This window comes from Aeromonas sp. R4-1, assembly GCF_040908325.1.
GTDB lineage: Bacteria > Pseudomonadota > Gammaproteobacteria > Enterobacterales > Aeromonadaceae > Aeromonas > Aeromonas veronii.
Genome location: NZ_JBFODM010000023.1, coordinates 21,208 through 45,119 on the forward strand (window position 1 = coordinate 21,208; position 23,912 = coordinate 45,119).

General features: G+C 59.6%; 23 protein-coding genes. 8 read left to right on the forward strand and 15 right to left on the reverse strand.

Features of this window, described 5'->3' with window-relative positions; genetic code table 11:
* Window positions 1-2: 2 nt before the first annotated feature.
* Both AB5Y90_RS02510 and AB5Y90_RS02515 read left to right on the forward strand, forming a co-directional pair.
* Window positions 3-629: a LysE family translocator gene (locus AB5Y90_RS02510; protein ID WP_368166527.1), complete on the forward strand. Its 627-nt coding sequence runs from the start codon at window positions 3-5 to the stop codon at window positions 627-629.
* Between the two features lie 137 nt (window positions 630-766).
* Entirely contained in the window at window positions 767-1,726 is a 960-nt protein-coding gene (locus tag AB5Y90_RS02515) for a LysR substrate-binding domain-containing protein (protein ID WP_368166514.1), read from the forward strand.
* An 89-nt stretch (window positions 1,727-1,815) separates the two neighbouring features.
* Here AB5Y90_RS02515 and AB5Y90_RS02520 read toward each other — a convergent pair whose 3' ends face one another.
* The 6 genes from AB5Y90_RS02520 to dusB form a co-directional block, all read right to left on the reverse strand.
* Window positions 1,816-2,997: a M20 family metallopeptidase gene (locus tag AB5Y90_RS02520; RefSeq protein WP_368166515.1), complete on the reverse strand. Its 1,182-nt coding sequence runs from the start codon at window positions 2,995-2,997 to the stop codon at window positions 1,816-1,818.
* On the reverse strand, window positions 2,997-3,446 hold the full coding sequence (locus AB5Y90_RS02525; RefSeq protein ID WP_322862721.1) for a hypothetical protein: 450 nt from the start codon (window positions 3,444-3,446) through the stop codon (window positions 2,997-2,999). Before AB5Y90_RS02525 ends, AB5Y90_RS02520 begins: the two co-directional genes overlap by 1 nt.
* Window positions 3,443-4,261: a DUF3100 domain-containing protein gene (locus AB5Y90_RS02530; RefSeq protein ID WP_368166516.1), complete on the reverse strand. Its 819-nt coding sequence runs from the start codon at window positions 4,259-4,261 to the stop codon at window positions 3,443-3,445. The genes AB5Y90_RS02525 and AB5Y90_RS02530 overlap by 4 nt, the downstream gene beginning before the upstream one ends.
* 258 nt (window positions 4,262-4,519) lie before the next feature.
* Window positions 4,520-5,401, reverse strand: coding sequence for a DMT family transporter (locus tag AB5Y90_RS02535; protein WP_368166517.1), 882 nt, complete (start codon window positions 5,399-5,401; stop codon window positions 4,520-4,522).
* A 112-nt stretch (window positions 5,402-5,513) separates the two neighbouring features.
* On the reverse strand, window positions 5,514-5,810 hold the full coding sequence (gene fis, locus AB5Y90_RS02540; RefSeq protein WP_005309538.1) for a DNA-binding transcriptional regulator Fis: 297 nt from the start codon (window positions 5,808-5,810) through the stop codon (window positions 5,514-5,516).
* Window positions 5,811-5,836: 26 nt separating this feature from the next.
* Window positions 5,837-6,802: a tRNA dihydrouridine synthase DusB gene (gene dusB, locus AB5Y90_RS02545; RefSeq protein ID WP_019445016.1), complete on the reverse strand. Its 966-nt coding sequence runs from the start codon at window positions 6,800-6,802 to the stop codon at window positions 5,837-5,839.
* Between the two features lie 291 nt (window positions 6,803-7,093).
* Here dusB and AB5Y90_RS02550 point away from each other — a divergent pair, with 291 nt between their 5' ends.
* The 4 genes from AB5Y90_RS02550 to AB5Y90_RS02565 all read left to right on the forward strand — a co-directional run bounded on the left by AB5Y90_RS02550 (window position 7,094) and on the right by AB5Y90_RS02565 (window position 11,919).
* Window positions 7,094-8,491, forward strand: a complete 1,398-nt coding sequence (locus AB5Y90_RS02550; RefSeq protein WP_323897537.1) for a TolC family protein — start codon at window positions 7,094-7,096, stop codon at window positions 8,489-8,491.
* 73 nt (window positions 8,492-8,564) lie between these two features.
* Window positions 8,565-9,569, forward strand: coding sequence for an HlyD family secretion protein (locus tag AB5Y90_RS02555; RefSeq protein WP_368166518.1), 1,005 nt, complete (start codon window positions 8,565-8,567; stop codon window positions 9,567-9,569).
* Window positions 9,569-10,723 carry an ABC transporter permease gene (locus AB5Y90_RS02560; protein ID WP_139735817.1) on the forward strand — a complete coding sequence of 385 codons (1,155 nt, stop codon included), beginning with the start codon at window positions 9,569-9,571 and terminating at the stop codon, window positions 10,721-10,723. The genes AB5Y90_RS02555 and AB5Y90_RS02560 overlap by 1 nt, the downstream gene beginning before the upstream one ends.
* Window positions 10,723-11,919, forward strand: coding sequence for an ABC transporter permease (locus AB5Y90_RS02565; protein ID WP_368166519.1), 1,197 nt, complete (start codon window positions 10,723-10,725; stop codon window positions 11,917-11,919). Before AB5Y90_RS02560 ends, AB5Y90_RS02565 begins: the two co-directional genes overlap by 1 nt.
* A gap of 110 nt (window positions 11,920-12,029) precedes the next feature.
* On the opposite strand, the gene AB5Y90_RS02570 is transcribed toward AB5Y90_RS02565, so the two are convergent.
* From AB5Y90_RS02570 to AB5Y90_RS02580, 3 genes are all read right to left on the reverse strand, one after another.
* Window positions 12,030-12,665, reverse strand: a complete 636-nt coding sequence (locus AB5Y90_RS02570; protein WP_368166520.1) for an SDR family oxidoreductase — start codon at window positions 12,663-12,665, stop codon at window positions 12,030-12,032.
* A gap of 133 nt (window positions 12,666-12,798) precedes the next feature.
* Window positions 12,799-13,653, reverse strand: coding sequence for a DnaA/Hda family protein (locus AB5Y90_RS02575; RefSeq protein WP_005341142.1), 855 nt, complete (start codon window positions 13,651-13,653; stop codon window positions 12,799-12,801).
* A gap of 71 nt (window positions 13,654-13,724) precedes the next feature.
* Window positions 13,725-14,423 (reverse strand): DnaT-like ssDNA-binding domain-containing protein, encoded by a 699-nt coding sequence (locus AB5Y90_RS02580; protein WP_236367583.1) that lies wholly within the window; start codon window positions 14,421-14,423, stop codon window positions 13,725-13,727.
* A 240-nt stretch (window positions 14,424-14,663) separates the two neighbouring features.
* Between AB5Y90_RS02580 and AB5Y90_RS02585 the strand changes: the two genes are divergently transcribed.
* Window positions 14,664-15,635 carry a response regulator gene (locus tag AB5Y90_RS02585; RefSeq protein WP_307895450.1) on the forward strand — a complete coding sequence of 324 codons (972 nt, stop codon included), beginning with the start codon at window positions 14,664-14,666 and terminating at the stop codon, window positions 15,633-15,635.
* Between the two features lie 74 nt (window positions 15,636-15,709).
* Here the strand turns inward: AB5Y90_RS02585 and AB5Y90_RS02590 are convergent, their stop codons facing one another.
* From AB5Y90_RS02590 to AB5Y90_RS02610, 5 genes are all read right to left on the reverse strand, one after another.
* Window positions 15,710-17,107 (reverse strand): peptide MFS transporter, encoded by a 1,398-nt coding sequence (locus AB5Y90_RS02590; protein ID WP_047436211.1) that lies wholly within the window; start codon window positions 17,105-17,107, stop codon window positions 15,710-15,712.
* A 213-nt stretch (window positions 17,108-17,320) separates the two neighbouring features.
* Window positions 17,321-18,232 (reverse strand): UTP--glucose-1-phosphate uridylyltransferase GalU, encoded by a 912-nt coding sequence (galU, locus tag AB5Y90_RS02595; RefSeq protein ID WP_139405564.1) that lies wholly within the window; start codon window positions 18,230-18,232, stop codon window positions 17,321-17,323.
* A 95-nt stretch (window positions 18,233-18,327) separates the two neighbouring features.
* Window positions 18,328-18,648 (reverse strand): ComEA family DNA-binding protein, encoded by a 321-nt coding sequence (locus AB5Y90_RS02600; protein WP_115521677.1) that lies wholly within the window; start codon window positions 18,646-18,648, stop codon window positions 18,328-18,330.
* 377 nt (window positions 18,649-19,025) lie between these two features.
* On the reverse strand, window positions 19,026-21,206 hold the full coding sequence (gene pta, locus AB5Y90_RS02605; protein ID WP_005339119.1) for a phosphate acetyltransferase: 2,181 nt from the start codon (window positions 21,204-21,206) through the stop codon (window positions 19,026-19,028).
* Window positions 21,207-21,260: 54 nt separating this feature from the next.
* A complete protein-coding gene (locus tag AB5Y90_RS02610) occupies window positions 21,261-22,463 on the reverse strand; it encodes an acetate kinase (protein ID WP_005349210.1) in 1,203 nt (400 codons plus the stop codon).
* 304 nt (window positions 22,464-22,767) lie between these two features.
* Here AB5Y90_RS02610 and yfbV point away from each other — a divergent pair, with 304 nt between their 5' ends.
* The gene (yfbV, locus tag AB5Y90_RS02615; protein ID WP_005339116.1) at window positions 22,768-23,208 is read left to right on the forward strand and encodes a terminus macrodomain insulation protein YfbV; all 441 of its coding nucleotides are present in this window, start codon (window positions 22,768-22,770) and stop codon (window positions 23,206-23,208) included.
* 58 nt (window positions 23,209-23,266) lie between these two features.
* Here the strand turns inward: yfbV and AB5Y90_RS02620 are convergent, their stop codons facing one another.
* Complete coding sequence (locus AB5Y90_RS02620; RefSeq protein WP_043851808.1) at window positions 23,267-23,767, reverse strand: YfbU family protein; 501 nt, start codon at window positions 23,765-23,767, stop codon at window positions 23,267-23,269.
* Between the last annotated feature and the right edge of the window lie 145 nt (window positions 23,768-23,912).

Sequence of the window (23,912 nt, forward strand, 5' to 3'; positions counted from 1 at the left end):
TGATGTTCGGTATTCATGATCTTGCACTGTTTATGGTCTCGGGCTTGCTGCTCAATATCATGCCGGGGCCCGACTCCCTGCTGGTCATGCTGCGCAGCGGTTCGCAAGGGGGGCGTGCCGGTTCGGTCGCGACCCTTGGCATCGGCACAGGTGTCATGGTGCATGTGCTGGCGGCGGCCCTCGGTCTGTCGGCCCTGCTCAGCACCTCGGCCGAGTTGTTTGCCCTTATCAAGCTGGCTGGTGCCATCTACCTCATCTATCTGGGGTTTTCCTTGCTGCGCCAGCAAGCAACGGGTGCAATGGAGAGAGGGGCCACCCTGCCTGTCCTCTCCTATGGCCAGATTTACCGGCAGGGAGTGCTGACCAATGTGCTCAACCCCAAGGTGGCGCTCTTTTTTCTCGCCTTCGTGCCCCAGTTCATCGCGACGGATGCCCCCGACAAGGCGTTCGCCTTTATCCTGCTCGGCTGCATCTTCAATCTGGGCGGCATCATCTGGTGTCACCTGCTGGTCTTTACCACCGTCTATGCCAGCCACAAGGTTCGGTTGTCGCAGCGTCTCGGCCGCTGGCTCAATCGGGTCATCGGCACCCTGTTTGTCGGGCTCGGGATCAAGCTCGCCAGCGACTAGCTCGCCGCTTTCTGACCTGGGGCAGGTTATCGCGCGCGGCGTTGTGGTATGGTCGGCGGTCAGCTGCGGGGCCAGCCCCGCTCTCTCTCTTTTTTAGGTCAGCCCCACTGGCCGCAGCAGCGAGATCCCTTGCCCAGATGAACATCGCCCGGCTCAAGAACTTTACCGAGATTGTGAAGAACAACTTCAATATCTCGGCGACGGCGGAGAAGCTCTACACCTCCCAGCCCACCCTCAGCAAGCAGATGAAGATGCTGGAAGATGAGCTGGGGCTCGCCCTCTTTACCCGCAAGGGAAAGAATCTGGTCGGCTTGACCAGCGCAGGCGAGCAGGTGATGGAGTTGGCCAAGGGGGTAGTGGCGCAGGTAGAGCAGATCAACCAGCTGTCGCTGGGAGAGCAACTGGCCACCAGCGGGGTGCTGCGCATCGCCACCACCCACACCCAGGCGCGCTACAAGCTGCCAGCGGTGATCACCGAGTTCAGCCGCCGCTATCCCGAGGTGGCGATCCAGATCCATCAGGGGGCACCGGCCCAGCTGGCCCAGATGGTGCAAAGTGGCGATGTGGATATGGCGATCGCCACCGAATCCATGTATCTGTTCGATGAGCTGGCCGCCGTCCCCTGCCATCGTTGGGGCCGCAGCGTGGTGGTGCCCCACGGCCATCCGCTGATCGACTGTCAGCCGCTGTCGATGGCGGATCTGGCTCGTTATCCCCTCATCACCTATGTGTTCGGCTTTACCGGTCGCTCCAAGATGGATAAGGCTTTCAGCCGCCACGGCCTCTCGCCGAAAATCGTGCTGACCGCCACCGACACCGACGTGATCAAGCACTACGTCCGGCTCGGGATGGGGGTCGGGGTGATTGCCAGCGTGGCCTTCGACGAGGGGGATCGGGAGGATCTGGTGAGCCTCAATATCGACCACCTGATCGCCTCGAGCGCGACCCACATCTGCCTGCGCAAGCATGCCCATCTGCGCGACTACATGTACGACTTTATCCACCTCTACGCCCCCCATATCAGCCGGGAGACGGTGCAACTTCATCTGATCAATCAGCCGCCTGCCACCAATATGGCGGAGCTGCCGTGGCTCTAGCCGCGGGTTGTTTGCCACGCACAGAGCAAACATGCAGAGATAAAAAAGAGAGGCCGTGGCCTCTCTTTTGGTTTTATCGGTATGCGGGATTAAGCGCTGCGGGTCGCCAGATTGATAAAGATCTGGGCTCCGACCAGCAGGCAGTCGTCATCGAGGTAGTAGGGATTCGCATGTAGGTAGTTGCAGATCCCCTTGGCCTGACAGCCGCTGCCGAGGAAGAACATGGCCCCCTTGCGGCCACGGCAGGCGTTGACCATATAGCTGAAGTCTTCGCTGCCGGTCATCGGCTGACCCTGAGCGTTGATCCCCTCGGAGGGCAATACATCGGCGGCCGCTTGCAGCAGACGGGCGCATGCATCGGCGTGGTTCTCAACCGCCGGATACCCGGCATAGACCATCTTGGTCTTGAAGCCGCGCAGTTCGCTCTGGGCCACGATCTCCTTGAAGCTGTTCTTCAGGATCTGGTCGGTCTCGGCATCCATGGCACGGATGGTGCCTCGCGCCTGCACATGGTCGGCGATGGCGTTGGGGATGGTGCCGCCGTTGATCATGCCGCAGCCAAAGACCGCCGGGCTGAACGGGCTGGTGCGCTTGGCGACGATGTAGTCCATATCCTCGATGATCCGCACCGCTTCGCGGATGGCATCCAGCCCCTTGTGGGGGGTCGAGCCGTGGGCGGAGATACCGTGCACATCCAGCGTCCAAGCAGAGCCCCAGGAGGACATGACTCCGTTGTTGAACTTGATGGTGCCGGTCTCCATGGCGCCGTCGTTATGGAGGGCATAGACCTCGTCTACCCCCTTCATGCAGCCCAGTTCCACCATCTTCTCGGCTCCCGGCACCCGCATGTCCTCTTCCGCCATCTGAAAGATAAAGCGGACGTTGTACTGCAGGCGATCGCGGTTGGCGGCCAGAAACTTGGCCGCAGTCAGGGCGATTGCCATATGGGAGTCGTGACCACAGTTGTGAGCCATTCCCTCGTGGCTTGACTTGAACACAACGTCGCTCATGTCGTGCATCTCGAGGCCATCCATGTCGGCACGGAAGGCGATGGTCGGCAGCACAGGATCAACCACCAGATCGCCGTGAAAACCGGTGAAGCCCGGATAGTCGGTGAGGCGATAGCCAAAGCCTGCCATCAGCTCGCGGCAGTAGGCCGAGGTCTTGAACTCGACGCCGGAGGCTTCCGGAATGGTGTGCAGATGGTGGCGCACTTCCTGACTGAAGTCGCGCAGGGCCAGCAGGGCCGGTTCAATGTGGATGTTGTTCATCAGATGATCCCTTGCATGGAGAAGCCGAGCTGGGCCACCAGCGAGGCGCCGAAGAAGCAGCAGGTGGAGACGATCATGAAGATCAGGATCACTTTCCAGGACATCTTCTTCAGCTCTTCCAGCTGACCGCCCACCGAGAGACCGGCAAAAGCCAGCAGCGGTACGCAGCAGGAGAGGAAGGATATCTTGGCAACTGCGTCGATAAAGAGGCCGCGCACCGGGGTTTCCGGCAGGCAGATGAGAATGCCGATGATGGTGGCATAGGCAAATGCCGGCAGGGAGGAGGGCAGATAGCGCTTGGCAATCAGCGAAGCGAACACCACCAGTGACATGGCGACGAAGCTGTCACCCATCAGCCAGAGCGGAGTGCCGGTGGTCAGGGTCTGGGTAAACATGGCCAGCAGGATCGCCAGAAAGACGAACCGCATATCCATTACGATGCTTTTCATGCTTTCTCTCCTTTGGCAGTCAGGGCATAGATTTTTTCAGCGAGCGGCAGACCCAGATAGGTGAGGGAAAGCGCGCCAAGAGCCGAGGAGAGCAGGTTCGAGGCTGCCGCGATGCTCAGCACCTGCTGAGCCAGTGTTTCGTCGAGACCGTTGATCAGGGCGCCTGAGGCGGCACTCAGCATGGAGCCTGAGCCCACACCGGAGCCGGCGGCCAGCGCCAGCGGGTGCAGACCGGTGAGCGGGGCGATACTACCCAGCACGCTGAACCAGAGGGTGCCGATGACGGAGCCGCACAGGTAGATGGCCAGCACGCCGATGTACTCCTGGGAGCCGGTGCCGAACTTGCCCTGAATTACCGCGACGGACGGCTCACGGCTGATGGAGGAGCAGGCCCCGATGGCGCGACGGCCAAAGCCGAACTTCACCGCCAGCGGGATGGCGATCAGGATCGGCAGCAGGTTGCCAATCTCCTGCAGGAACAGCGGCACGCCGACGCTAAGGATCATCTTCAGGTTGGGGATGATCATCCCCGCATACTGGGTGCCCAGGATCAGCAGGCTGAAGCCCACCATCTTGCCGCAGAAGCCCTCTTCTTTTTCGGTGAAGAGCTGCTTCCAGCCGGGGATGCGATCCTTGACCGGTTTGGCGGAGACAATCATGCCGATGATGACGGCAAAGAGCATCGGTAGGATCGGGATGATGGCGATGCCGATCTTGATCTCCTGTTTGCCTATCAGGTACTGGGCCACAAAGATCAGCATGGCGGTTGCCAATATGCTGACCGTGACCGTCTTGAGGGGGCTGGTTTGCTGCATAGTCTTTTCTCTTGTTATTCCCATGTGTGGCCATCGTCAGGATTGTCCAGACCGATGATGGGGGCATCATAGGGAGCGAAGAGGGGCAGGAATGTGACCTTCATCAAGCTGGCTATATGGCATTTTTTCATGGGGTATGCCCTTTAACCCTCTGGATAGCAAGGGTTAAATGTCGTTAACAGAACGTCAGCATTGGCAGGACAAGATAAGCAAACAGGAGTGAAATGGCGACACCGCCCCGCAGGGCGGTGACGCGTATCAGACGGGCGTTTTGAGCCGTGCACTGCGCAGCAGCAGGGGGAGCTGGTAGAGCACCAGGGCGCCGAGTACCAGTCCGGCACCGGCCAGTTTGGCGCTGCCGAGGGGTTCGCTGTAGAAGAGGGTGCTCAGCAGCAGAGTCCAGACCGGTTCCAGCAGCATCATCAGGGCGGCGTGGGCGGTAGTCATCTTGCTCAATGCGTGGGTGAGCAGCCAGTAGCGCAATGTGGTGGCGATCAAGACGCTCGCCGCAAACCAGCCCCAGATGCCGTGGCTGACTCCAGCCTCGGGCCACTGTTCAGTCAGCAGGGAGAGCAGGGTGCCGAGCAGGCCGGTCATCGCCAGCTGGATGCACGTGAGCCAGGTGGGGGCAATGGATTGAGCGAAGTGGCGATGGACGGCAAGCTGGATACCGAGGGTGGTGGCCGCCGCCAGAAACCAGAACAGCGAGAGCGACACGCCCCAGTGGGTACTGCTGGAGAGCAGCAGCAAACCGGCGATGGCGATGGGCAGGGTGAGCCAGTAGTGGCGGCCGGGCTTGGCCCGAAAGGCTCCCCATGCGGCCAGCGGGGCCATCAGGGTCGCGACGCTCATGATAAAGGCGCCGCTGCCCAGCGCATCGCTCTGGCTGATGGCGGTGACCCACAGCAGCAGGCTGGCACCGAGCAATGTGCCGCAACCGGCAGCGCGCACCAGTTGGGCGCGAGTCGGCAGCGGTTCACGCAACCAAGCCAAGGGGAGCAACAGCAGCGCCGCCAGCAGGAAGCGGCTGCCGATAAAGGCGGCAGGGGGCAGTTCGCGGATCGCCTCTTTCGAGAAGAGCCAGCCAGCGGCGGCCAGCAGGGTGACCAGTACCATCAGCAGCAGGGGAGTGCGGTTCATCGGGGTCGCCATGGTGAAATGGATGGGAGAGCATAAAGGAAAGGCGCCAGGTATTGCTACCTGGCGCCTTTCGCATCTGCCTTGAACCGCCGTCGCGGCTCGCGGCCAGCAATCAGTTCATGCCGTAACGCTTGAGCTTCTTGCGCAGGGTGCCACGGTTGATACCCATCATCACGGCAGCGCGAGTCTGGTTACCACGGGTGTACTGCATGATCACGTCCAGCATCGGCGCTTCGACTTCGGAGAGAACCATATCGTACAGATCAATCACTTCCTGACCGTTCAACTGGGCCAGGTAGTTACGCAGGGCCTGTTGCACAGAGTCACGCAGGGGGCGCTGGGTCGGCTCGGCAGCGTGATTGTGAGTAGTTGTTACCAATGCATCAGAAGTCAGGGTTTGTTCGAACATATTCGGTCGGCTCTTTAGTTATCTTGTTAACCTAATCCATCGAAATACGCTTCGAGTGCCTCAAGTTGCGCGTCTGCGCAATCCAGGGCATTGAAGTGCTTACGGAATTCTCGGCCCGTCTCTTCTTCATCCAGATACCAGCCCACGTGTTTACGGGCTATGCGCGCTCCCAGATATGCACCATAAAACCGGTGCAGGTTGGTTACATGCTCGTTCATCAGGGTGCGGACCTCTTCCCTCTCGGGAGGCGGCAGCTTGGTGCCCGTCTCAAGAAAATGACGGATTTCCCGGAAAATCCAGGGTCGTCCTTGCGCAGCTCGGCCGATCATCACGGCGTCAACACCGGTATAGTCGAGGACATACCGGGCTTTCTCCGGGCTGTTGATGTCACCATTGGCGACAACAGGAATCGATACGGCCTGCTTAATCGCCCTGATCGTGTCGTACTCCGCTTCGCCCTTGTAGAGGCAGGCACGGGTACGACCATGCACGGCAAGGGCCGCGATACCGCAATCTTCGGCGATTCGGGCGATCTCCACGCCATTGCGGTTATCCGGATCCCATCCTGTGCGGATCTTCAAGGTGACAGGCACCTCCACTGCATCCACCACGGCCCGGCAAATTGCTTTGACCTGATCGGGGGCGCGCAGCAGGGCAGAACCTGCCAACTTCTTATTCACTTTTTTTGCCGGACATCCCATGTTGATGTCGACGATCTGTGCGCCCTGCTCCACGTTGTAGCGGGCAGCAAACGCCATCATCTCGGGGTCGGCTCCGGCAATCTGGACCGATCGCAATCCGCCTTCTGCAGAGTGATCCATCCTCATCCGGGTTTTCTGGGTATCCCAGACATCCGGGTTGGCCAGCAGCATCTCGGAAACGGCCATGCCAGCCCCCAATCGCAAACAAAGTTCACGGAATGGTCGGTCAGTTACACCGGCCATGGGAGCCACAATCAAGGGAGTTTCAAGCGTGTGGGGACCTATCTGCATTCCACGGTTACCATCGGCTTAGGGCGGCGTATATTACGCATTTTTTAGGCAGGAGAAAAGGTTAGTATTTGAGCGTCAGCCATTTTTTTCTGAAAAAAACGTCGCGCCAAGGCTTGCAAATTCTGGAGTTATTGAAAAACGGCCAGATTGCCGGAGAGTGAGCGCTGTACCATTCGGGTCGGACGCCTGCATAATTGTCAGTCCACTTGCAGGCCTCGTTTGCGTTATGATGGCGGGCTTATGCGAGCAAAAGCTCCAAACATTTATGCAACAAAAGCGGATTGGGGATCTATGACGTCAAGGTTCATTAAATCACTCTGGCCGTGTCTGATGGGGGCCGTGCTGGGGTCGGCGCAGGCGCAAACTATCAGCTTCGGTGAAGCCTGGACCCGGGTCATCCAGCAGGATGAAGGGCTGGCTGCCGAGCAGGCCGGGGTCGATCGGGCCAAGCAGCTGCGCGAGGCGGCCAAGGACATGTATCTGCCCAAGGTGGATCTGGGGGCCAGCTATACCCATCTTGATCAGCCGATTGAACTTGATGCCCTCGATCTCAATCCGTTGGCCAAGCAGAAAGATCTGATCCTGGCACTCGGCAGCCTGTTCGGGGTCGGGGCCAACGCATTTGTCACCCCCCTGACCAAACAGAATGTAGTGACCAGCTCGGTCAAGATGCTCTGGCCGCTGTTTGCCGGTGGTCGCATCGATGCGGCGCAGGATATCCGCCTGGCGCAGGTGAGCGAGGCGCAGCAGCTGCTGGTGCTCAAGCAGCAATCCACCTTCGAGAGCCTCTCCCAGACCTATTTCGGCGTGGTGCTGGCTGCTCAGGTGGTGCAGACCAAACAGGAGATCGAAGAGGGGCTCGCCCACCATCTGGATCACGCCAAGAAGCTCGAAGCACAGGGGCAGATAGCCAGGGTGGAGCGCCTCTCCGCCCAGTCGGCCTATGACAGAGCGCGCATCGATACCCAGAAGGCGCGCCGCAGCCTCGAGATCGCCGAGCTGGCCCTCGGCCGCATGCTGAAGTTGCCAAATGCCCAGCCGGGCAGCGGCCTGTTCGTCAACAAGGAGCTGCCGCGCCTTGAGGGGTTGGTGAGCCAGACCCTGGAGGTGCACCCCGGTCTCAAGCTGCTAAGCGCCAAGAAGGAGCAGGCCAAGGGGCTGATCCGGGTCGAGCAGGGCAAATATGCCCCCGAGGTGTTCCTGTTCGGCAACTACAACCTCTATGAAGATGATTCACTCGCCTCCAAGACCGCGCCGGACTGGCTGGTGGGGGTGGGGGTCAGCATGCCGCTGGTGAGCCGCGATGGCCGCTCCGAGACGGTGCAGGCCGCCAAGAGTGCCGAGTTGCAGGTCAATCTGCTGCAGGCCAAGACCCGTCAGGATCTGGAGTTGCTCGTTGAGAAGACCTGGCGCGAAGCGGCGCAGGGGCTGGAGGAGTATCAATCCCTCTCTTCCACCCAGGCGCTGGCCGAGGAGAACGTGCTGCTGCGGGACAAGGCCTTCGGTCAGGGACTCTCTACCTCCCTTGATGTGGTGGATGCCCAGAACCAGCTCGCGGGGGTCAAGACCCAGCGCGCAGCTGCGGCCTACCAATATGTGGTATCGCTGGCCCGCCTGCTGGCCCTCTCCGGCCAGATGAACAGTTTCAATCAATATCAGCATGGCCAGGTGATCGAGGTGAACTCATGATCCCTGCCCTGTTTGTTCCTTTTTTCATGTCTTTTCCGACCGTCAAGGGTCGCCCGTTTGTCGAGGTGAAGTGATGAGCCATCCCCCCATCAAAAAGAAGATGAGCCAGGGTAAACCGCTGTTGTTGCCATTGGCGCTGGTGATCCTGGTGGTGTGGCTCGGCTGGCGTTTCTGGCTGGCTTATCAGCCGGAGCCGGTGCATCTGCAAGGGCAGATTGAAGCGCAGCAGTACTCGGTCTCCTCCAAGGTGCCGGGTCGCATCGACGAAGTGTTGGTGAAAAAGGGTGATCTGCTGACCAAGGATCAGCTGGTCTTTACCCTGGCGAGCCCCGAGATTGAAGCCAAGCTGAGCCAGGCGAAGGCCGGTGAAGCCGCTGCGGGCGCCATGGCGCAAGAGGCGGAGAAAGGGGCCCGTGCTCAACAGATCGCTGCCGCCAAGGATCAGTGGCAAAAAGCCAAGGCTGCAGCCCAACTGCGTGGCAAGACCTATGAGCGGGTGGCCAGCCTGCACCGCGACGGCGTGATGCCGTTGCAAAAACGCGATGAGGCCTGGACTGCCTGGCAAGCCGCCCGCTACAGCGAAGGGATGGCGTGGCAGCAGTACCAGATGGCGCTGGAAGGGGCGCGGGAAGAGACCAAGATCGCCGCCCGCGAGAAGGCCAAGATGGCGGCCGGTTCGGTGGCCGAGGTTGAGGCCTATCTGGCCGATACCCGTATCGTCAGCCCCCACACCGGCGAGGTAAGCCAGGTGCTGCTGCGCAGTGGCGAGTTGGCGCCGCAAGGCTTCCCGGTGGTGACCCTGCTCGACATGAGCGATGCCTGGGCCCAGTTCCATGTTCGCGAGGATCTGCTGCCCCGCTTCCCGGTCGGTACCGAGTTCGATGCCCGCATCCCGGGCCTTGGCGATCAGATGGTGCGCTTCAAGGTGACCCATGTGGCCGTGATGGGGGATTTCGCCACCTGGCGTGCCACCGATACCCGTCAGGGCTTCGACATGAAGAGCTTCCAGGTGGAGGCTCGCCCGCTGCAACCGGTTGAGGGGCTGCGGGTTGGCATGAGTGTGCTGGTTGAACTCTGATGGGACGTGAATTTCGGCTGCTGTGGCAGGATCCGTTCAGTCGTGCCCTGATGAGCTGGGTGCCGCTGCTGCTGATGGGGATCCTCTGCTGGATCTTCTCGGCAGGGCTGGCCCGCGACCTCAAGGTGGGGCTGGTGGATCTCGACCACAGCATGCTGTCGCGCCAGCTCGCCTTCTCGCTGGATGGCTCGGCCGGGCTCAAGGTGGCGCAACAGTTTGACTCCATCGATGCCGGTGCCCACGCCCTGCGCGGTGGCGACATCTATGCGCTGGTGGTGATCCCCAACCATCTGGAGCGGGATGCCCGTCAGGGCACCCAGCCGCAGGTGACTGTGTTCAACAACGGCCAGTTCATCCTGATCGCCAAGCTGGTCAACTCGGCGCTGGCGCAGGTGGTCGGCACCCTCAACGGTCAGGTGGGCGTGCTGGAAGCGATGGCCGATGGCAAGGCTCTGCCCGGCGCGCTCGGGCAGTCGGTGCCTATCAGCAGTCAGGTCACTGCGCTCTACAACCTCAACTCCAGCTATGCCCAATTTCTGCTGAGCGCCATTCTGCCCGCGGTGTGGCAGATCCTGGTGGTGCTGTTCGGCCTCAATGCGCTGGCCCGTACCGATCGGCTGGGGCTGGACTGGACTACTCGCGGTGTCTGGTTTGGCCTCTGGCGCACCCTGCTGCCCCACGTGCTGATTGGCTGGGGCTGGGGGATTGTCTGGACGCTGCTGCTGTTCAAGGGCTTCTCATACCCCATGCACGGCAGCTGGCTGGTATTGCTGGTGGGGCTGGGGCTGGCTTCGGCCGCCTGCGTCACCATGGGGGCCTTCTTTTACGGCATCATCCGGGATCCGGCGCGCGCTCTGTCGCTGGCGGGGGCTTACACTGCGCCCGGTTTCGCCTTTATGGGGGTCACCTTTCCGGTGAGTGCCATGGGGGATTTCGCCCGCTTCTGGCGCAGCCTGTTGCCGGTCTCTCACTATGTGGAGCTGCAGATTGGTCAGAGCAACTACGGTCTGCCTCTCGCATCGGCGTTGCCGCAACTGGGGGCGCTGCTGCTGTTTCTGCTCCCCCTGCTGCTGGTGGTTCGTCGTTACAAGCAGCAGGCCGAGCTGGCCCGTCAATCAGCCGCAGTGGCGAGCGCCGAAAAGGAGCCTGAGTGATGCTGGGATTTGTCGATCTGTTGCGCCTAGAGCTGCGCACCCTGCTGGCGGATCGCGCCATCATGCTGACCCTGTTTGGCGGGGTGATCTTCTACTCGTTTCTCTATCCCCAGCCCTATCTGCATCAGCTGCCGCGGGAAGAGGCGGTGGTGGTGGTCAACGAGGATGGCAGTCAGTTGTCCCGTCAGCTGGAGTTTATGGCCGATGCCACGCCGCAGGTGAAGCTGGTTGCGCGGGCCAATTCGCTGGCCGAGGCGCGCCAGCTGATGATGGCCGGGGAGGCGAGCGGGATCCTGCATATCCCCAACCACTTCTATCGGGATCTGATGCAGGGCAAGAGCGTCACCCTGAGTTATGCCGGTGATGCCTCCTACTTTCTGGTCTACGGCACCATTGCCGAAGGGCTGTCGCAGGCCGGTGGCACTCTCGCCGCGCAGGTGAAGGTGGCGCGGCTGTTGAGTCACGGTGAGGCGCTGCCACAAGCGGCTATGGGCTGGAATGCGGTGGCCCTCAACGTGGTACCGGTGTTCAACCCCACCATGGGCTATGTGAATTACGTGGTGCCAGCGGTGTTCGTGCTGATCCTCCATCAGGTGTTGCTGATGGGGGCGGGGATCCTGGGGGCGACCCAGAACCAGCGCAGTTGCCGCGGCGAGCATGGTTACTGGCAAAGCGCGCCTGTATTGCCGCTGCTGCTGGCCAGAACCCTGGTGCTGGCGGGGTTGTTCCTGCTGCCGGTGAGCTACTTCCTCGGCTTCTGCTTCGATCACTACAACATCGCCCGTCATGCCGATCCGCTGGAGCTGTGGCTGTTCGCCCTGCCGTTCCTGCTGGCGACCTGCTGGCTCGGTATTGTGCTGGGCGCCATCTTTACCCGGCGGGATCTGCCCACTCAGGTGGTACTCCTCTCCTCCCTGCCACTGGTCTTTCTGGCGGGCTTTATCTGGCCGCTCGAGCTGATCCCGGCGCCTCTCAACTGGCTGGCTCAGTGGGTGCCCACTATCCCCGCCATCGAGGGTTTTCTGCGCCTTAACCAGATGGGGGCAGACTTCGCGCAGGTTTCCCGTTACTGGTGGCAGCTGTGGGGACTGGCGCTGCTCTACGGCGTGCTGGCCTGCCTGTTGCTGCGTTGGCGGCAGCAGTCGTTGCCGGTTGCTTGTCCGTCAGTCGTGCAGGGTGAAACGACCACCGGTTAAGCGGAATAGGGCAAGCGCCCGTGAGATGGCGTGTGCGGTAAAGCGAAAACGGTCAGCCCTTGGGCTGACCGTTTTGTTATGTGGTGGGGTTAAGCGGTTTTACTGCTGCTTTAGCCACGCTGGAGCGTGGGATCCCCGATGGCGTAGATCTGCCCCACAGCAGTCTCATCCGCCAGCAGACGCAGCCCTTGGGCGGCCACATCGGCGCGGCGTACCAGTCCATGAACCTCCTTGCCCTGACTCAGTTCGGCGCGGCCGGTGGCGTCGCCATCCTGAAGGCCCGCCGGGCGAAGAATGGTCCATGCGAGGGAGCTGGTCTGCAGCCAGCTCTCCGCCAGACTCTTGAGACGCACCTCGTGACCGAAGGCGGCGCGGGCCCGCTCCGGCAGATACTGCCAGCTGTCGCCACAGCCGAGGGAGGTGACCAGCAGCAGCCGTTTCAGGCCTGCCTGCTCCATGGCATCGATCACATGACGGTTGCCCTGATAGTCCACTGGCACTGTTTGGCGAAAGCTGCCGAGGGTAGAGACGACCTGTGCTTCTAGCCCCGCCAGAACACATGCCTGCTGCACCGCAGCCGGATCCAGCGCATCCCCCTCGATCACCTCGACTCCCAGCGCACTCAGTTCCATGGCCATCTCGGGGCTGCGCACTAGCGCAACGACCCGGTGACCCTTGTTAAGGGCGTGGTGAGTAAAGGCACGGCCCAGCCCGCGGCTGGCTCCGAAAATCAGTGTGGTTGGCATAGATGAGCTCCCTTGGCAAAAGGGGCTAGCCTAGTGGCTTGTTCGCCTACTGTAAATGAGAGTTGTTTCTATTTGTGAGCTGGCAGGGAGGAGAGAGTGCGAGCCGCCAGCGACTCGCACTCTTTGAGAGGGATCAGCCGTTGTAGTTGCCGATGCTGGGGCGACGGCTGGGGCCGCTCAGGTGGATATCCACCGGATTGAACGCCTTGATCGCCTCATAGCTGAAATCACCGATCGCCTGATGCAGGGTCTGGGGCGTGTGGTTGGTGATGATGATGACGCTCTTTGACAGGTTGCGGCGACGGCGCAGCAAGTGGCCGAGAAAGCTGGACTGGCTCTCCGCCATCTTGGCGCGGTTGGCCGATACCTCGTCGATGATCAGCAGATCCACCTCTTCCAGTGCGCGGCGGTACTGGTTTCGCTCGTCCTGATCGGGGATGACGTTGAAGAACAGCCGATCGACGATGGAGGCCCACTGCTGGAAGATCACCGATTTCTGGTGACGGGCGATCAGCTCATGCGCAACCGCCCCCGCCAGGGTCGACTTGCCGGTGCCGTAGTCGCCGTAGATCAGCATGCAGCCGCCACCGCTCTTCTCCCAGTGCTCGAAGCCGCTGATAAAGTAACGGGCGGTTTCGATTGGGTATTGCAGCGCCGGGTCACCGGCATCCATCTTGTCAAATACCCAGTCAGGATTGAGGTCGGCCTGGGCGATCAGCTTCTGGATCCGCTCCTGACGGGCTGCCTTCTGCAGCTCGCGCACCTCGGCGTTGGCCTTGGCGTCATACTCCTTGCGCAGGGTCTCGTAGTCATACTGGCCGCCACCGGTCTCTTGTTGCAGGCGACGAATGCGCTCCAGCAGGCCACCCACATGGCGGCTCAATTCCGGGTCGTGAATGCGGTGATCCTGCTTGGCCTTGGCGATCTTCTGGCGCTTGGCTTCGATCTCTTCCAGCTCCTGGCGCAGGGGATCTTGCGGGTCAGTCATGGAATGCTCCTTCTGCTCGATCAGGGATGGGTAGACAAGGGGTTGATTCTGCCTGCAGGCGGGGGCCGCTATCAATCATTATCCGGCTCCTGCTGCGCTGCGGGTTCTTGCGTCTGCTGTTGGGCCAGTCGCTTGGCCTCTTCGATCATCTGTTGGGCCCGTTTGCTGGGGCCCGGCTCCGCCGGGGCCGGAGTCACCTGCTGGTAGCCCTGCACCTCCATCGGTTTGCGACGGGTATAGCGGCGGGTCTTGAGGGCGCGAATGAACTTGAGCATCCATTGATGCTGGGAGTCGAACACCTCGGGGCGCCCGAGCCAGTAGGCGATAAACTCCCCCAGATCCTCTTCGCTGTAGCTGGCATCGATCACTCCGCACAGACGGGCGAGGGCAGGCAGCTCTTCGTCCGGTCGCCATTGCAGATGCATCTGGAAGGGGCGCTCCGGCAGCGGGCTGCGCAATTTCTGGGTCAGCAGTGGCAACTGGAACGGGCACTGATGGTAGTGCTCACTCTCGGGCTGAGCCTCGACTTGCAGCAGGCCCGCCTCCATCAGTTCATCGAACAGCTCGGTGAGCTGGCGGGCATTGACCTGAAACGAAAAGCCGCAGGGATCTCCCGGATCGACCACTGCCAGCGCCCGACCCAGCTCGGGATAGTTGAGCCTTGCCGCCTGATTTTCCAGCACCAGTCGGCGCAGCTGCAGGGTATAGAGACTGCGAGCCGGATGGGACAATCTTGGGTGGGCAAGGGCGCTGTATTCGGCTGGGGTCATGGTCTTCTTCACGAGCTGGAGTGGGGGGCATTATCCCTTATGGCGCCCACTTGCACAATTCGGATGGCGGTCGTAGTCGTGGGGCCACCCGAGCGAATAGAGCTGCGCGGGCGGATAGGTTTCTCTTGATGCCATCATATGATCGAGGTCTACTTTTGACGCAGGGTTTCCGCGCTGACCGCACTTTTGAGCTAGTCTTAATACCTAAATAACCAATTGACTAATAAGAGCTTTATCAAGATGTCAAAAGCCGGGCTACGGATCCTGGTGGTGGAGGACGAGGCCGTTTTTCGCCACTCGTTAGTAAGTTACCTCGCACGGGACGGGGCAACGGTGTTTCAGGCCGAAGATGGTATTGAGGGTCTGTCGGCGGCGGCCCTCTATCATCCCGATGTGGTGCTCTGCGATCTCAATATGCCCAATATGGATGGCCACGAGGTGATCGCCTGCCTCTCTGCGCGCTATCCCCATATTTCGGTTATCGTCATTTCGGCCCAGAGCACCATGGAGGCGGTCGCCAGCGCCTTGCGTGCCGGTGCGCGGGATTATCTGCTCAAACCCCTCGAGGATTACGCGCTGGTAGAGCGCAGCATCGAACAGTGTCTCAATGGCAGCGCCAACCGGGCGCAGCAACTGGAGCTGATGGATCACATCGACTATTTCAGTGCCTACGACAAGGCGGCCAGCCGCCTGCTGGCGGGGCTCAAGCCGCCGGGCTTGCAGGAGTGGGGCCCCTGGCAGGTCACGTTCAAGGGGCTGGGTCAGTTGTTTATTCCCGATACCTTCAAGGTGGAAGACAAGCTGCTGGTGCTGGTGATGGAGCTGCCGATCATGGGGACGGATGCGGCATTTTGTGGTGCGCTGGTGCGCTCCTTGATGAACGTTCCCTACCGCCAGTTTCAGCAGAACGAGAGCCGGTTGCTGAGCCAGCCGCACCGGTTGCTAGAATACCTCAACCATCAGTTGATGGCGTCCGGGCTTCGCCACTCTTTTGCCATGGCGGCGCTGCTGTTTGATCAGCATGATGGGTTGGTGTTTGCCAACGCAGGGCTCACCTCTCCCCACTGGCTGATGCGCTCCGGCGGCTTGCCCCTTGGCCTGATGCGCAGTAGCCACTACGCCCTGCACAAACGCAGCTGGCATGAACCGTTCGCCCTGCAGTTTCGCAGCGACAGCGGCGGCTCGCTGGATGTGCAGGTTCGTCATCACTGATGCCGCCTGATAAACAGGCTAAAACAAACAGGGCGCCGATGGGCGCCCTGTTTGTTGTTTACAATCCTGACCGTTTAGACGGTGGCGGAGTGCAGTTTCTTCTCTTGAGCTTGCGGCTCTTTGGCCGGGCCTTCGGCACCGTGCATCCAGTAAACCAGGCGGTTGGCCATGGTCAGCAGGATCAGTGCGCTAAGTACTGCAGCCAGGGCGATGCCACCGAAGATGGCGATCGGGCCGGCTTCACCCACGAAGGAGCCGATAAAGCCCGCAGCGTAGTTGGCCAGGGCAACGAAGCCAAACCAGGCACCCATCATCAGGGAAGCCAGACGCAGCGGAGCCAGTTTGGTCACCATGGAGAGGCCGATCGGGGAGAGGCAGAGCTCGCCCAGGGTGTGGAACAGGTATGCGCCAACCAGCCAGAACATGGAGGTCTTGACGGTGTTGTCACCACCCTGCTGCAGCACGGCACCGACCATGAACAGGAAGCCGATAGCCAGGAACAGCAGACCCATGGCGAATTTCACCGGAGAGTTCGGCTCTTTCTTGCCGAGCTTGATCCAGATGGCCGCAACGACCGGTGCCAGTGTGATAATGAAGAAGGGGTTCAGGGACTGGAACCAGGCGGTCGGCACTTCGAAGCTGCCGATCATGCGGTCGGTATACTCCTGGGTGTAGAGGTTCATCAGACCACCGGCCTGCTCGAAACCGGCCCAGAAGATGATGGTGAACAGACCCAGTACCAGGATAACCTTGATGCGATCCACTTCCTGCTTGGTTAGCGGTGCTTTCTGCTCGGTAGTACGCAGGGCGGCTGCGCGCTGGGCGGCAGTGACGCGACCGATGTCACCCAGGAAACGCTGGGCCATGGTAGCCTGGATCACCAGAGAGAGCAGCATACCGATACCGGCGCCGACGAAGGCAGCTTGCCAGCCGTAGGCGGTAGCTGCAGCACCACAGATCACGCCTGCCAGCAGGGAACCCAGGTTGATACCCATGTAGAAGATGGTGAAAGCACCATCACGGCGGTGATCGCCCTCTTCATAGAGGTCACCCACCATGGTGGAGATGTTCGGTTTGAACAGGCCGTTACCCACGATCAGCAGCGCGAGGCCCGCGTAGAACATGGTGTTGACCATATCCGGGAACATGGCGTGGGGCAGTGCCAGAGTGAACTGACCTGCGGCCATCAGCACGGCACCGATCAGGATGGCGCGACGTTGACCCAGGAAGGTGTCAGCCAGCCAGCCGCCGATCAGCGGAGTGATATAAACCAGACCGGTATAGATACCGTAGAGTTTGAGGGCATCTGCCTGACTCCAGCCCAGACCGCCGTTGGCAGTCAGGTCGGTCAGATAGAGCACCAGCACGGCACGCATGCCGTAATAGGAGAATCTCTCCCACAGTTCGGTACTAAAGAGCAAAAAAAGCCCTTTAGGGTGACCTAAAAAGGTCCCTTTTGACGGGTTATTCATTGGAACTTCCACCTGTGTCTTATATTTTTTTGAGTTTTTTATGCAAGGGCGAGAAACACGCCTCAATCCTTATAGAGCATGTGTGAATAAATTACAACATTATGATTTGCTGAGAGTTTATTTACTCTTGATTGATTTTTTGTTGCAAAAATGAAAAAGGAGCATCATTTGATGCCCCTTAAATACGTCTATAAAAAACAGATTTATCAGCGATTACAACTGCTTGACGAACTGCTTCAGCCAGCCGATGAATTCACCATTCAGCTCGTGATGGCGCACACCATATTCCACATTGGCTTTCATGTAGCCCAGCTTGCTGCCGCAATCGTGGCTCTTGCCCTTCATGAAGTAGGCGTTGACCTGCTCCTGCTCCATCAGCATGGCGATGGCGTCAGTCAGCTGGATCTCGTCACCGGCACCGGCCGGGGTCTTCTCCAGCAGCGGCCAGATATTGGAGGAGAGGACGTAACGACCCACCACCGCCAGATTGGAGGGGGCTTCGTCACGGGGCGGCTTCTCGACAATGGCCTGCATCGGCAGAGACATCCCCTCGCTCAGGGCCTCGCCCTTGATGTCGGCGATGCCGTACTTGTCCACTTCGCTCTCGGGAACCGCTTCCACCATGATCTGGCTGATCTGGTTCTCTTCGTACATGTGCACCATCTCGGCCAGGTTGTCCTGCTTGGGGTTGCTGGCAACGTCGTCGATCAGCACATCCGGCAGCAGCACGGCAAACGGGTTGTCACCGATCAGCGGGCGGGCGCAGAGCACCGCGTGGCCCAGACCTTTGGCCTCACCCTGGCGGACGTGCATGATAGTGACGTCTTTCGGGCAGATCTGTTGCACCTCTTCCAGCAGCTGACGCTTGACTCGCTTCTCGAGGGTCGCTTCCAGTTCGAAACTCTTGTCGAAGTGGTTTTCGATGGAGTTCTTGCTCGAGTGGGTGACCAGCACGATCTCTTTGATACCGGCGGCGATGGCTTCGCGCACTACGTACTGGATCAGCGGTTTGTCGACCACCGGCAACATCTCTTTCGGGATGGCCTTGGTGGCTGGCAGCATACGGGTACCCAGACCGGCTACCGGGAGCACGGCCTTACGAACAACAAGAGGAGTCTTTTTCATGGAAAACTATCCAGCGGGATTAAAGTGCGGCAATCATACCCCAAGAAAAATGGGGCAGCCACAGGCTGCCCCATTTGCAACTGATCCATTCGACTTTATTTGACTATTATCATGTCCCTGTTGGCTTCCAGCGTGGCCGGGCCAATGCCATTGACATCCGCCAGCTGATCGACCGAGGTGAACTTTCCCTGTTTTTCCCGATAGTCGACGATGGCTTGTGCCTTCTTGTCGCCAATCCCTTTCAGGCTGGTGAGTTCGGCAAGGGTGGCCGTATTGATGTTCAGCTTGCCGGACTCCTTGGCGACCTCGGCTGTGGTTGTTTGCTTGGGCGCTGCCTTATCTACGGCCAGCACAGGTTGGCTGAACAGGGGCAAGCAGGCCAGCAGCATGACTGCAGAGAGCTTCTTCATCAGCATTTCCATTCCTCCATGATGTGGATATTGCCGAGTGGCACATTGATGAATAGCGTATCAAACGGGTCTTTTTCACTGCTATTTCTAACAGGTCAAATCCTCATGCCGATGGCGAAATATTTGCTATAAGCGCTCAGCTATAAATGCCCTCATATATCTAAGCGTATGATCTTGAATCTATTTTAGATGCATCTTTAAGGTGGCGGACACGCTTTCCCGCAGAGTTACGCTCGAGACATTTCTTGCACATCACATGGCATTATTCTACATAACACTGTGCTGATGGCATGTTTCACTGGTCTTCAAAAAAGAACCAATAAAAAAGGCTGCTCACCTGGGGTGAGCAGCCTTTGTGATCGTTTTTTTCAGACAGGCACTGATTAGGCTTGTTCGTCAGCCTGGGCAGCCTGGATACCGGTCAGGGCGATGGTGTAGACGATGTCGTCAACCAGGGCGCCACGGGAGAGGTCGTTGACCGGCTTGCGCATGCCTTGCAGCATCGGGCCGATGGAGACCAGGTCAGCGGAACGCTGCACCGCTTTGTAAGTGGTGTTACCGGTGTTCAGGTCCGGGAAGACGAACACGGTAGCTTTACCGGCAACCGGTGAGTTCGGTGCCTTGGACTTGGCCACGTTCTCCATGATGGCCGCGTCGTACTGCAGCGGGCCGTCGATGATGAGGTCGGGGCGCTTGGCCTTGGCCAGCTCGGTCGCTTCACGCACTTTCTCTACATCGGCACCGGCGCCTGAGGTACCGGTGGAGTAGGAGATCATGGCGACGCGCGGCTCGATGCCGAACGCGGCTGCGGAGTCGGCGGACTGGATAGCGATCTCGGCCAGCTGCTCGGCAGTCGGATCCGGGTTGATCGCGCAGTCACCGTAGACCAGCACCTGGTCAGGCAGCAGCATGAAGAAGATGGAGGAGATCAGGGAAGAGCCCGGAGCGGTCTTGATGATCTGCATCGGCGGACGGATGGTGTTGGCAGTGGTGTGTACCGCGCCGGATACCAGGCCGTCAACTTCATTGCGCTCCAGCATCATGGTACCCAGTACCACGTTGTCTTCCAGCTGCTCGCGAGCAACCACTTCGGTCATGCCCTTGTTCTTGCGCAGCTCGACCAGACGCGGCACATAGCGCTCGCGCACAACGGCCGGATCGATGATCTCGACGCGATCGGTCAGTACCACACCCTGCTGTTCGGCAACGCGACGGATCTCTTCCGGGTTACCCAGCAGCACCGGACGGGCAATGCCACGCTCGGCACAGATGGCGGCAGCCTTGATGGTGCGCGGCTCGTCGCCTTCCGGCAGCACGACACGCTTGTTGGCCTGACGGGCTAGCTCGGTCAGCTGATAACGGAATGCCGGCGGGCTCAGACGACGGGAACGGGTAGAGCTGACGGTCAGCGACTCGATCCAGTGCTTGTCGATGTGGCCAGCGACGTAGTCCTGCACCAGCTCGATACGCTCGCGGTCATCTTCCGGAATATCGACGTTGAAGTTCTGCAGGCTGACGGCGGTCTGCCAGGTGTTGGTACCGGTCATCATGATCGGCAGGCCGGTGGCCATGGCCTGTTGGCACAGCGCCATGACCTGCGGCTCCGGATGGTAGTTACCGGTCAGCAGCAGGGCGCCCAGCTTGACGCCGTTCATGGCGGAGAGGCAGGCGGAGACAATGACGTCAGAGCGGTCGCCGGAGGTCACCAGCAGGCTGCCCGGACGGAAGTGCTCGACCATGTTGTGGATGGAACGGGCACAGAAGGTCACGGTCTGCAGACGGCGGCTGTCCAGCTCACCCTTGTGCAGGATCTTGGCAGCCAGATGCTTGGCGAGATCCTTGGCGCGTGGGGCGATCAGCTGGGTGTTCCAGGGGATGCAACCCAGGATGCGCAGCGGGCTCTTGCCAAACACTTGCAGCACTTCCAGGTTGTGGGCAGCGTCAGAAGCGTGGTGATGGGCTTCGAACATCTCGGTCAGGTCAGGGCGGGTTACGCCATGCTCGTCAACCGGCGCACCAACCTTGTTGATTACGCAACCAACGATACGGGGGTTGTTGACACCACCGAAGTTGGAGCAGGCCAGTTCGATGCGCTCTTTCAGCTTCTGGCTGGAGTCATGGCCCGGGTGGGTCACGAATACCATGTCAGCATCCAGAGCTTTAGCGACGTCGTAGTTCAGCTTGTTGGCAAAGGGCTGCTTGTCGGTCGGCACCATACCTTCGACAACCAGCACTTCGGCACCGCTGGATTTCACGTGCTCTTCGAAGCGGGCAACGATCTCTTCCAGCAGGATGTCGGTGTTGCTGGAGCTGATCATGTTCTCGGCGTAGGAGAGGGTGAAGGGCTCGGGCGGATTAATGTTGGCAGCTGCGCGGATAACGGCGGTTGAGCGCTCGGCGCCGGTTTCACCCGGACGCGGCTGGGCAACCGGTTTGAAGAAACTGACATTGACACCGTGACGCTCCATGGCGCGAACAACGCCCAGACTCACGGAAGTTACGCCGACACCAGTGCCGACCGGGATAAGCATAATAGTGCGTGCCACTTTATACCCCTTGTTCATTTTTTGGGATCAGGAAAAGGCCGCCCTGTGGGCGGCCTCGAGTTACTGCGTCAATTAAGCGCCGACCAGTTCCAGCGCGTCGTGGGCGATAACCCACTCTTCGTTGGTCGGGATTACCAGAGCCTTGGTAGAACCAGCCTTGGTGATCTCGCCACCCTTGCCGAAACGAGCCTTCAGGTTGGCGTCGTGATCGACGTCAAAGCCCAGCAGACCCAGCTTGTTCAGGGTGATTTCACGGATCGGGGCGGAGTTTTCACCGATACCACCGGTGAAAACAACGGCGTCCAGACGACCGTCCATGGCGGCAGCGTAGGCGCCGATGTACTTGGCCAGGCGATAGCAGTAAACGTCCATAGCACGCTTGGCTTCTTCTTTGCTGTCGTAGTTGTCTTCAACGAAACGGCAGTCGGAGGTCACTTCAGTCAGACCCTGCAGGCCGGACTCTTTGGTCAGCATGGTGTTGATATCGGCCACGCTCATGCCCAGCTTGTCGTGCAGGAAGAAGATGATGGCCGGGTCCAGATCACCGGAACGGGTACCCATCACCAGACCTTCCAGCGGAGTCAGGCCCATTGAGGTATCAACGGATTTGCCGTTCTTGATGGCGCAGACGGAACCGCCGTTGCCCAGGTGGCAGTTGATGATGTTCAGCTCTTCAACCGGCTTGTTCAGCTGCTTGGCAGCTTCCAGGCTGATGTAGTAGTGGCTGGTGCCGTGGGCTCCGTAGCGACGGATGCCGTTCTCTTTGTAGAGCTTGTACGGCAGGGCGTACAGGAAGGCTTCTTCCGGCATGGTCTGGTGGAACGCGGTATCGAATACGGCCACGTTCTTGTCAGCCAGCGCCGGGAATACGCGGCGAGCTTCACGGATACCGATCAGGTGAGCCGGGTTGTGCAGGGGGGCGTACGGAACAGCAGCTTCGATGCCGGCAATCACGTCTTCGCAGATGACAACGGAAGAGGTGAAGCGCTCGCCACCGTGAACAACACGGTGACCGATGGCGATCAGGTTCTTGGACAGTTCCGGATTGAGCGGCAGGATCTTGTTGACGATGAAGTCCAGCGCTTCCTGGTGAGCGGCACCAGCGCCCAGATCGGCACTGCCTTTCTCGCCATTCAGTTTCCACTTGATGCGGGCATCGTCGAGGTTGAAGCACTCGGCCAGGCCGGACAGCAGGTCATCACCGGTGGTTGCGTCAATGACGGCAAACTTCAGGGAAGAGCTGCCACAGTTAAGAACAAGAACCAGCTTACTCATGAATAAATCCTATCGCAGATTGGGTTGTGTAGGCGGATGCGTTGGACGCGGTGCGGCCAAAAACTTTCAACTTATCCTTATGAGGGTTGGCAATCTGTTGCTTGCCCCTTGTATAGTGATACAAGACCCGAAATCCAGACGTCCCTGACAGGTCAATAGCAAGAAGCTTTTGACGCAAAAATGGGCGTACAAAGGATAACCCGATTGTTGAAAAATAACAAAGTCATCCTCAACCTTTGTTACTTTGCATCAAATTTTGTCGAGGTTTTGCCGTTAGTACGTTCAAAAAGCGCTCGGAGGTAGTATGAGCATGAACATTTTTGGAACTAAGTTACAGCAAGGCCGCCATTATATGACGCTTTGGCCGCGCCGTCCCGAGCTCAATTCGATGTTTCCTGAAAATCGGGTGATCAAGGCAACCGAGTTCGCCCTCAAGGTGATCCCCGCGCTGGCGGTGTTGAGCGTGATGCTGCAGTTCCAGTTTGGCGAGCTGCACTACTGGCCCTCCGTCATCACATCCGTGCTGTTTCTGCTCAGTTTGCCGCTGCAGGGCTACTACTGGCTCGGCCAGCGTGCCGACACCCGTTTACCCCCGTCGCTGGCGAGCTGGTATCGGGAGATCAACGGCAAGATGAACGAGCAGGGTGGCCGTCGTCAGCTGGTGTCTCAGCCGCGCTATGAAGAGTTGGCCGATACCCTCAAGGCCGCCTTCCAGCAGCTCGATAAATCCTTTCTCTACGAATAACCCGATTCAGATACAAAAAGGCGCCAGTGGCGCCTTTTTGTTGTCTGGTGCCCTGCCATCAGGCAGCCAGCACTTTGCGGATCTCCTGGATGGAGAGCTTGTACTGACGCGGGCACTGACGCCACACCTGCAGCATCCGCTGGTACTTGTCGCGCATGGCGATGTCGCTGGAGAGCTCGTCGCACGGGCACTTGAGCTCGGGGAAGCGCTTGTCCACCTCCAGCAGGAAGCAGACGTAGTCGGCCAGCTCACGCTCCTGGCTGCGGCTGTAGCCGTTGAACTCCAGCCGGCTGGCGTTGATCTCGCCCTGATCGGCTGCGTCCAGATTACCCCATGAGATAGCCAGCGCGTGGTGCAGCTCCAGGGTATCGATCACCTCCTGGCAGGTCGCCAGATCCAGATGGCCGAAGCTCTTCTCCAGCTCGAGGATCTGCAGGCAGTAGCCGCGCTCGATGATGGTGCTGGCACGCTGGTAGAAGTCCGCTTTCTCCGGATTGAGTTTTGCCAGAATTTCGTACTGGTTGCTCAGGATCAAACGCTCTGTGTTGCTCATGTTCATGGGATATCTCGCTGGAAGATGATTCTGGGGTCACGTTAACCCATATATAAAATGAATTTTTTGATCTGGGCGGGGGGTTGGTGAGAAAAATCTTCAGGCAAGGGATGGCTTGTCAGAGCAAAAAGGCCTGCGTGGCAGGCCTTTC

What these genes read in the sequence shown, in the direction of transcription:
- AB5Y90_RS02560 (WP_139735817.1), top strand. Translation starts at nt 9,569, where the DNA reads ATGGGACGTGAATTTCGGCTGCTGTGGCAGGATCCGTTCAGTCGTGCC.
- yfbV (WP_005339116.1), top strand. Translation starts at nt 22,768, where the DNA reads ATGAGCATGAACATTTTTGGAACTAAGTTACAGCAAGGCCGCCATTAT.
- AB5Y90_RS02590 (WP_047436211.1), bottom strand. Translation starts at nt 17,107, where the DNA reads ATGAATAACCCGTCAAAAGGGACCTTTTTAGGTCACCCTAAAGGGCTT.
- AB5Y90_RS02565 (WP_368166519.1), top strand. Translation starts at nt 10,723, where the DNA reads ATGCTGGGATTTGTCGATCTGTTGCGCCTAGAGCTGCGCACCCTGCTG.
- AB5Y90_RS02520 (WP_368166515.1), bottom strand. Translation starts at nt 2,997, where the DNA reads ATGAACAACATCCACATTGAACCGGCCCTGCTGGCCCTGCGCGACTTC.
- AB5Y90_RS02585 (WP_307895450.1), top strand. Translation starts at nt 14,664, where the DNA reads ATGTCAAAAGCCGGGCTACGGATCCTGGTGGTGGAGGACGAGGCCGTT.
- AB5Y90_RS02535 (WP_368166517.1), bottom strand. Translation starts at nt 5,401, where the DNA reads ATGAACCGCACTCCCCTGCTGCTGATGGTACTGGTCACCCTGCTGGCC.
- AB5Y90_RS02555 (WP_368166518.1), top strand. Translation starts at nt 8,565, where the DNA reads ATGAGCCATCCCCCCATCAAAAAGAAGATGAGCCAGGGTAAACCGCTG.
- fis (WP_005309538.1), bottom strand. Translation starts at nt 5,810, where the DNA reads ATGTTCGAACAAACCCTGACTTCTGATGCATTGGTAACAACTACTCAC.
- AB5Y90_RS02515 (WP_368166514.1), top strand. Translation starts at nt 767, where the DNA reads ATGAACATCGCCCGGCTCAAGAACTTTACCGAGATTGTGAAGAACAAC.
- AB5Y90_RS02550 (WP_323897537.1), top strand. Translation starts at nt 7,094, where the DNA reads ATGACGTCAAGGTTCATTAAATCACTCTGGCCGTGTCTGATGGGGGCC.
- galU (WP_139405564.1), bottom strand. Translation starts at nt 18,232, where the DNA reads ATGAAAAAGACTCCTCTTGTTGTTCGTAAGGCCGTGCTCCCGGTAGCC.
- pta (WP_005339119.1), bottom strand. Translation starts at nt 21,206, where the DNA reads ATGAACAAGGGGTATAAAGTGGCACGCACTATTATGCTTATCCCGGTC.
- AB5Y90_RS02570 (WP_368166520.1), bottom strand. Translation starts at nt 12,665, where the DNA reads ATGCCAACCACACTGATTTTCGGAGCCAGCCGCGGGCTGGGCCGTGCC.
- AB5Y90_RS02525 (WP_322862721.1), bottom strand. Translation starts at nt 3,446, where the DNA reads ATGAAAAGCATCGTAATGGATATGCGGTTCGTCTTTCTGGCGATCCTG.
- AB5Y90_RS02510 (WP_368166527.1), top strand. Translation starts at nt 3, where the DNA reads ATGTTCGGTATTCATGATCTTGCACTGTTTATGGTCTCGGGCTTGCTG.
- dusB (WP_019445016.1), bottom strand. Translation starts at nt 6,802, where the DNA reads ATGCAGATAGGTCCCCACACGCTTGAAACTCCCTTGATTGTGGCTCCC.
- AB5Y90_RS02530 (WP_368166516.1), bottom strand. Translation starts at nt 4,261, where the DNA reads ATGCAGCAAACCAGCCCCCTCAAGACGGTCACGGTCAGCATATTGGCA.
- AB5Y90_RS02600 (WP_115521677.1), bottom strand. Translation starts at nt 18,648, where the DNA reads ATGCTGATGAAGAAGCTCTCTGCAGTCATGCTGCTGGCCTGCTTGCCC.
- AB5Y90_RS02580 (WP_236367583.1), bottom strand. Translation starts at nt 14,423, where the DNA reads ATGACCCCAGCCGAATACAGCGCCCTTGCCCACCCAAGATTGTCCCAT.
- AB5Y90_RS02620 (WP_043851808.1), bottom strand. Translation starts at nt 23,767, where the DNA reads ATGAACATGAGCAACACAGAGCGTTTGATCCTGAGCAACCAGTACGAA.
- AB5Y90_RS02575 (WP_005341142.1), bottom strand. Translation starts at nt 13,653, where the DNA reads ATGACTGACCCGCAAGATCCCCTGCGCCAGGAGCTGGAAGAGATCGAA.
- AB5Y90_RS02610 (WP_005349210.1), bottom strand. Translation starts at nt 22,463, where the DNA reads ATGAGTAAGCTGGTTCTTGTTCTTAACTGTGGCAGCTCTTCCCTGAAG.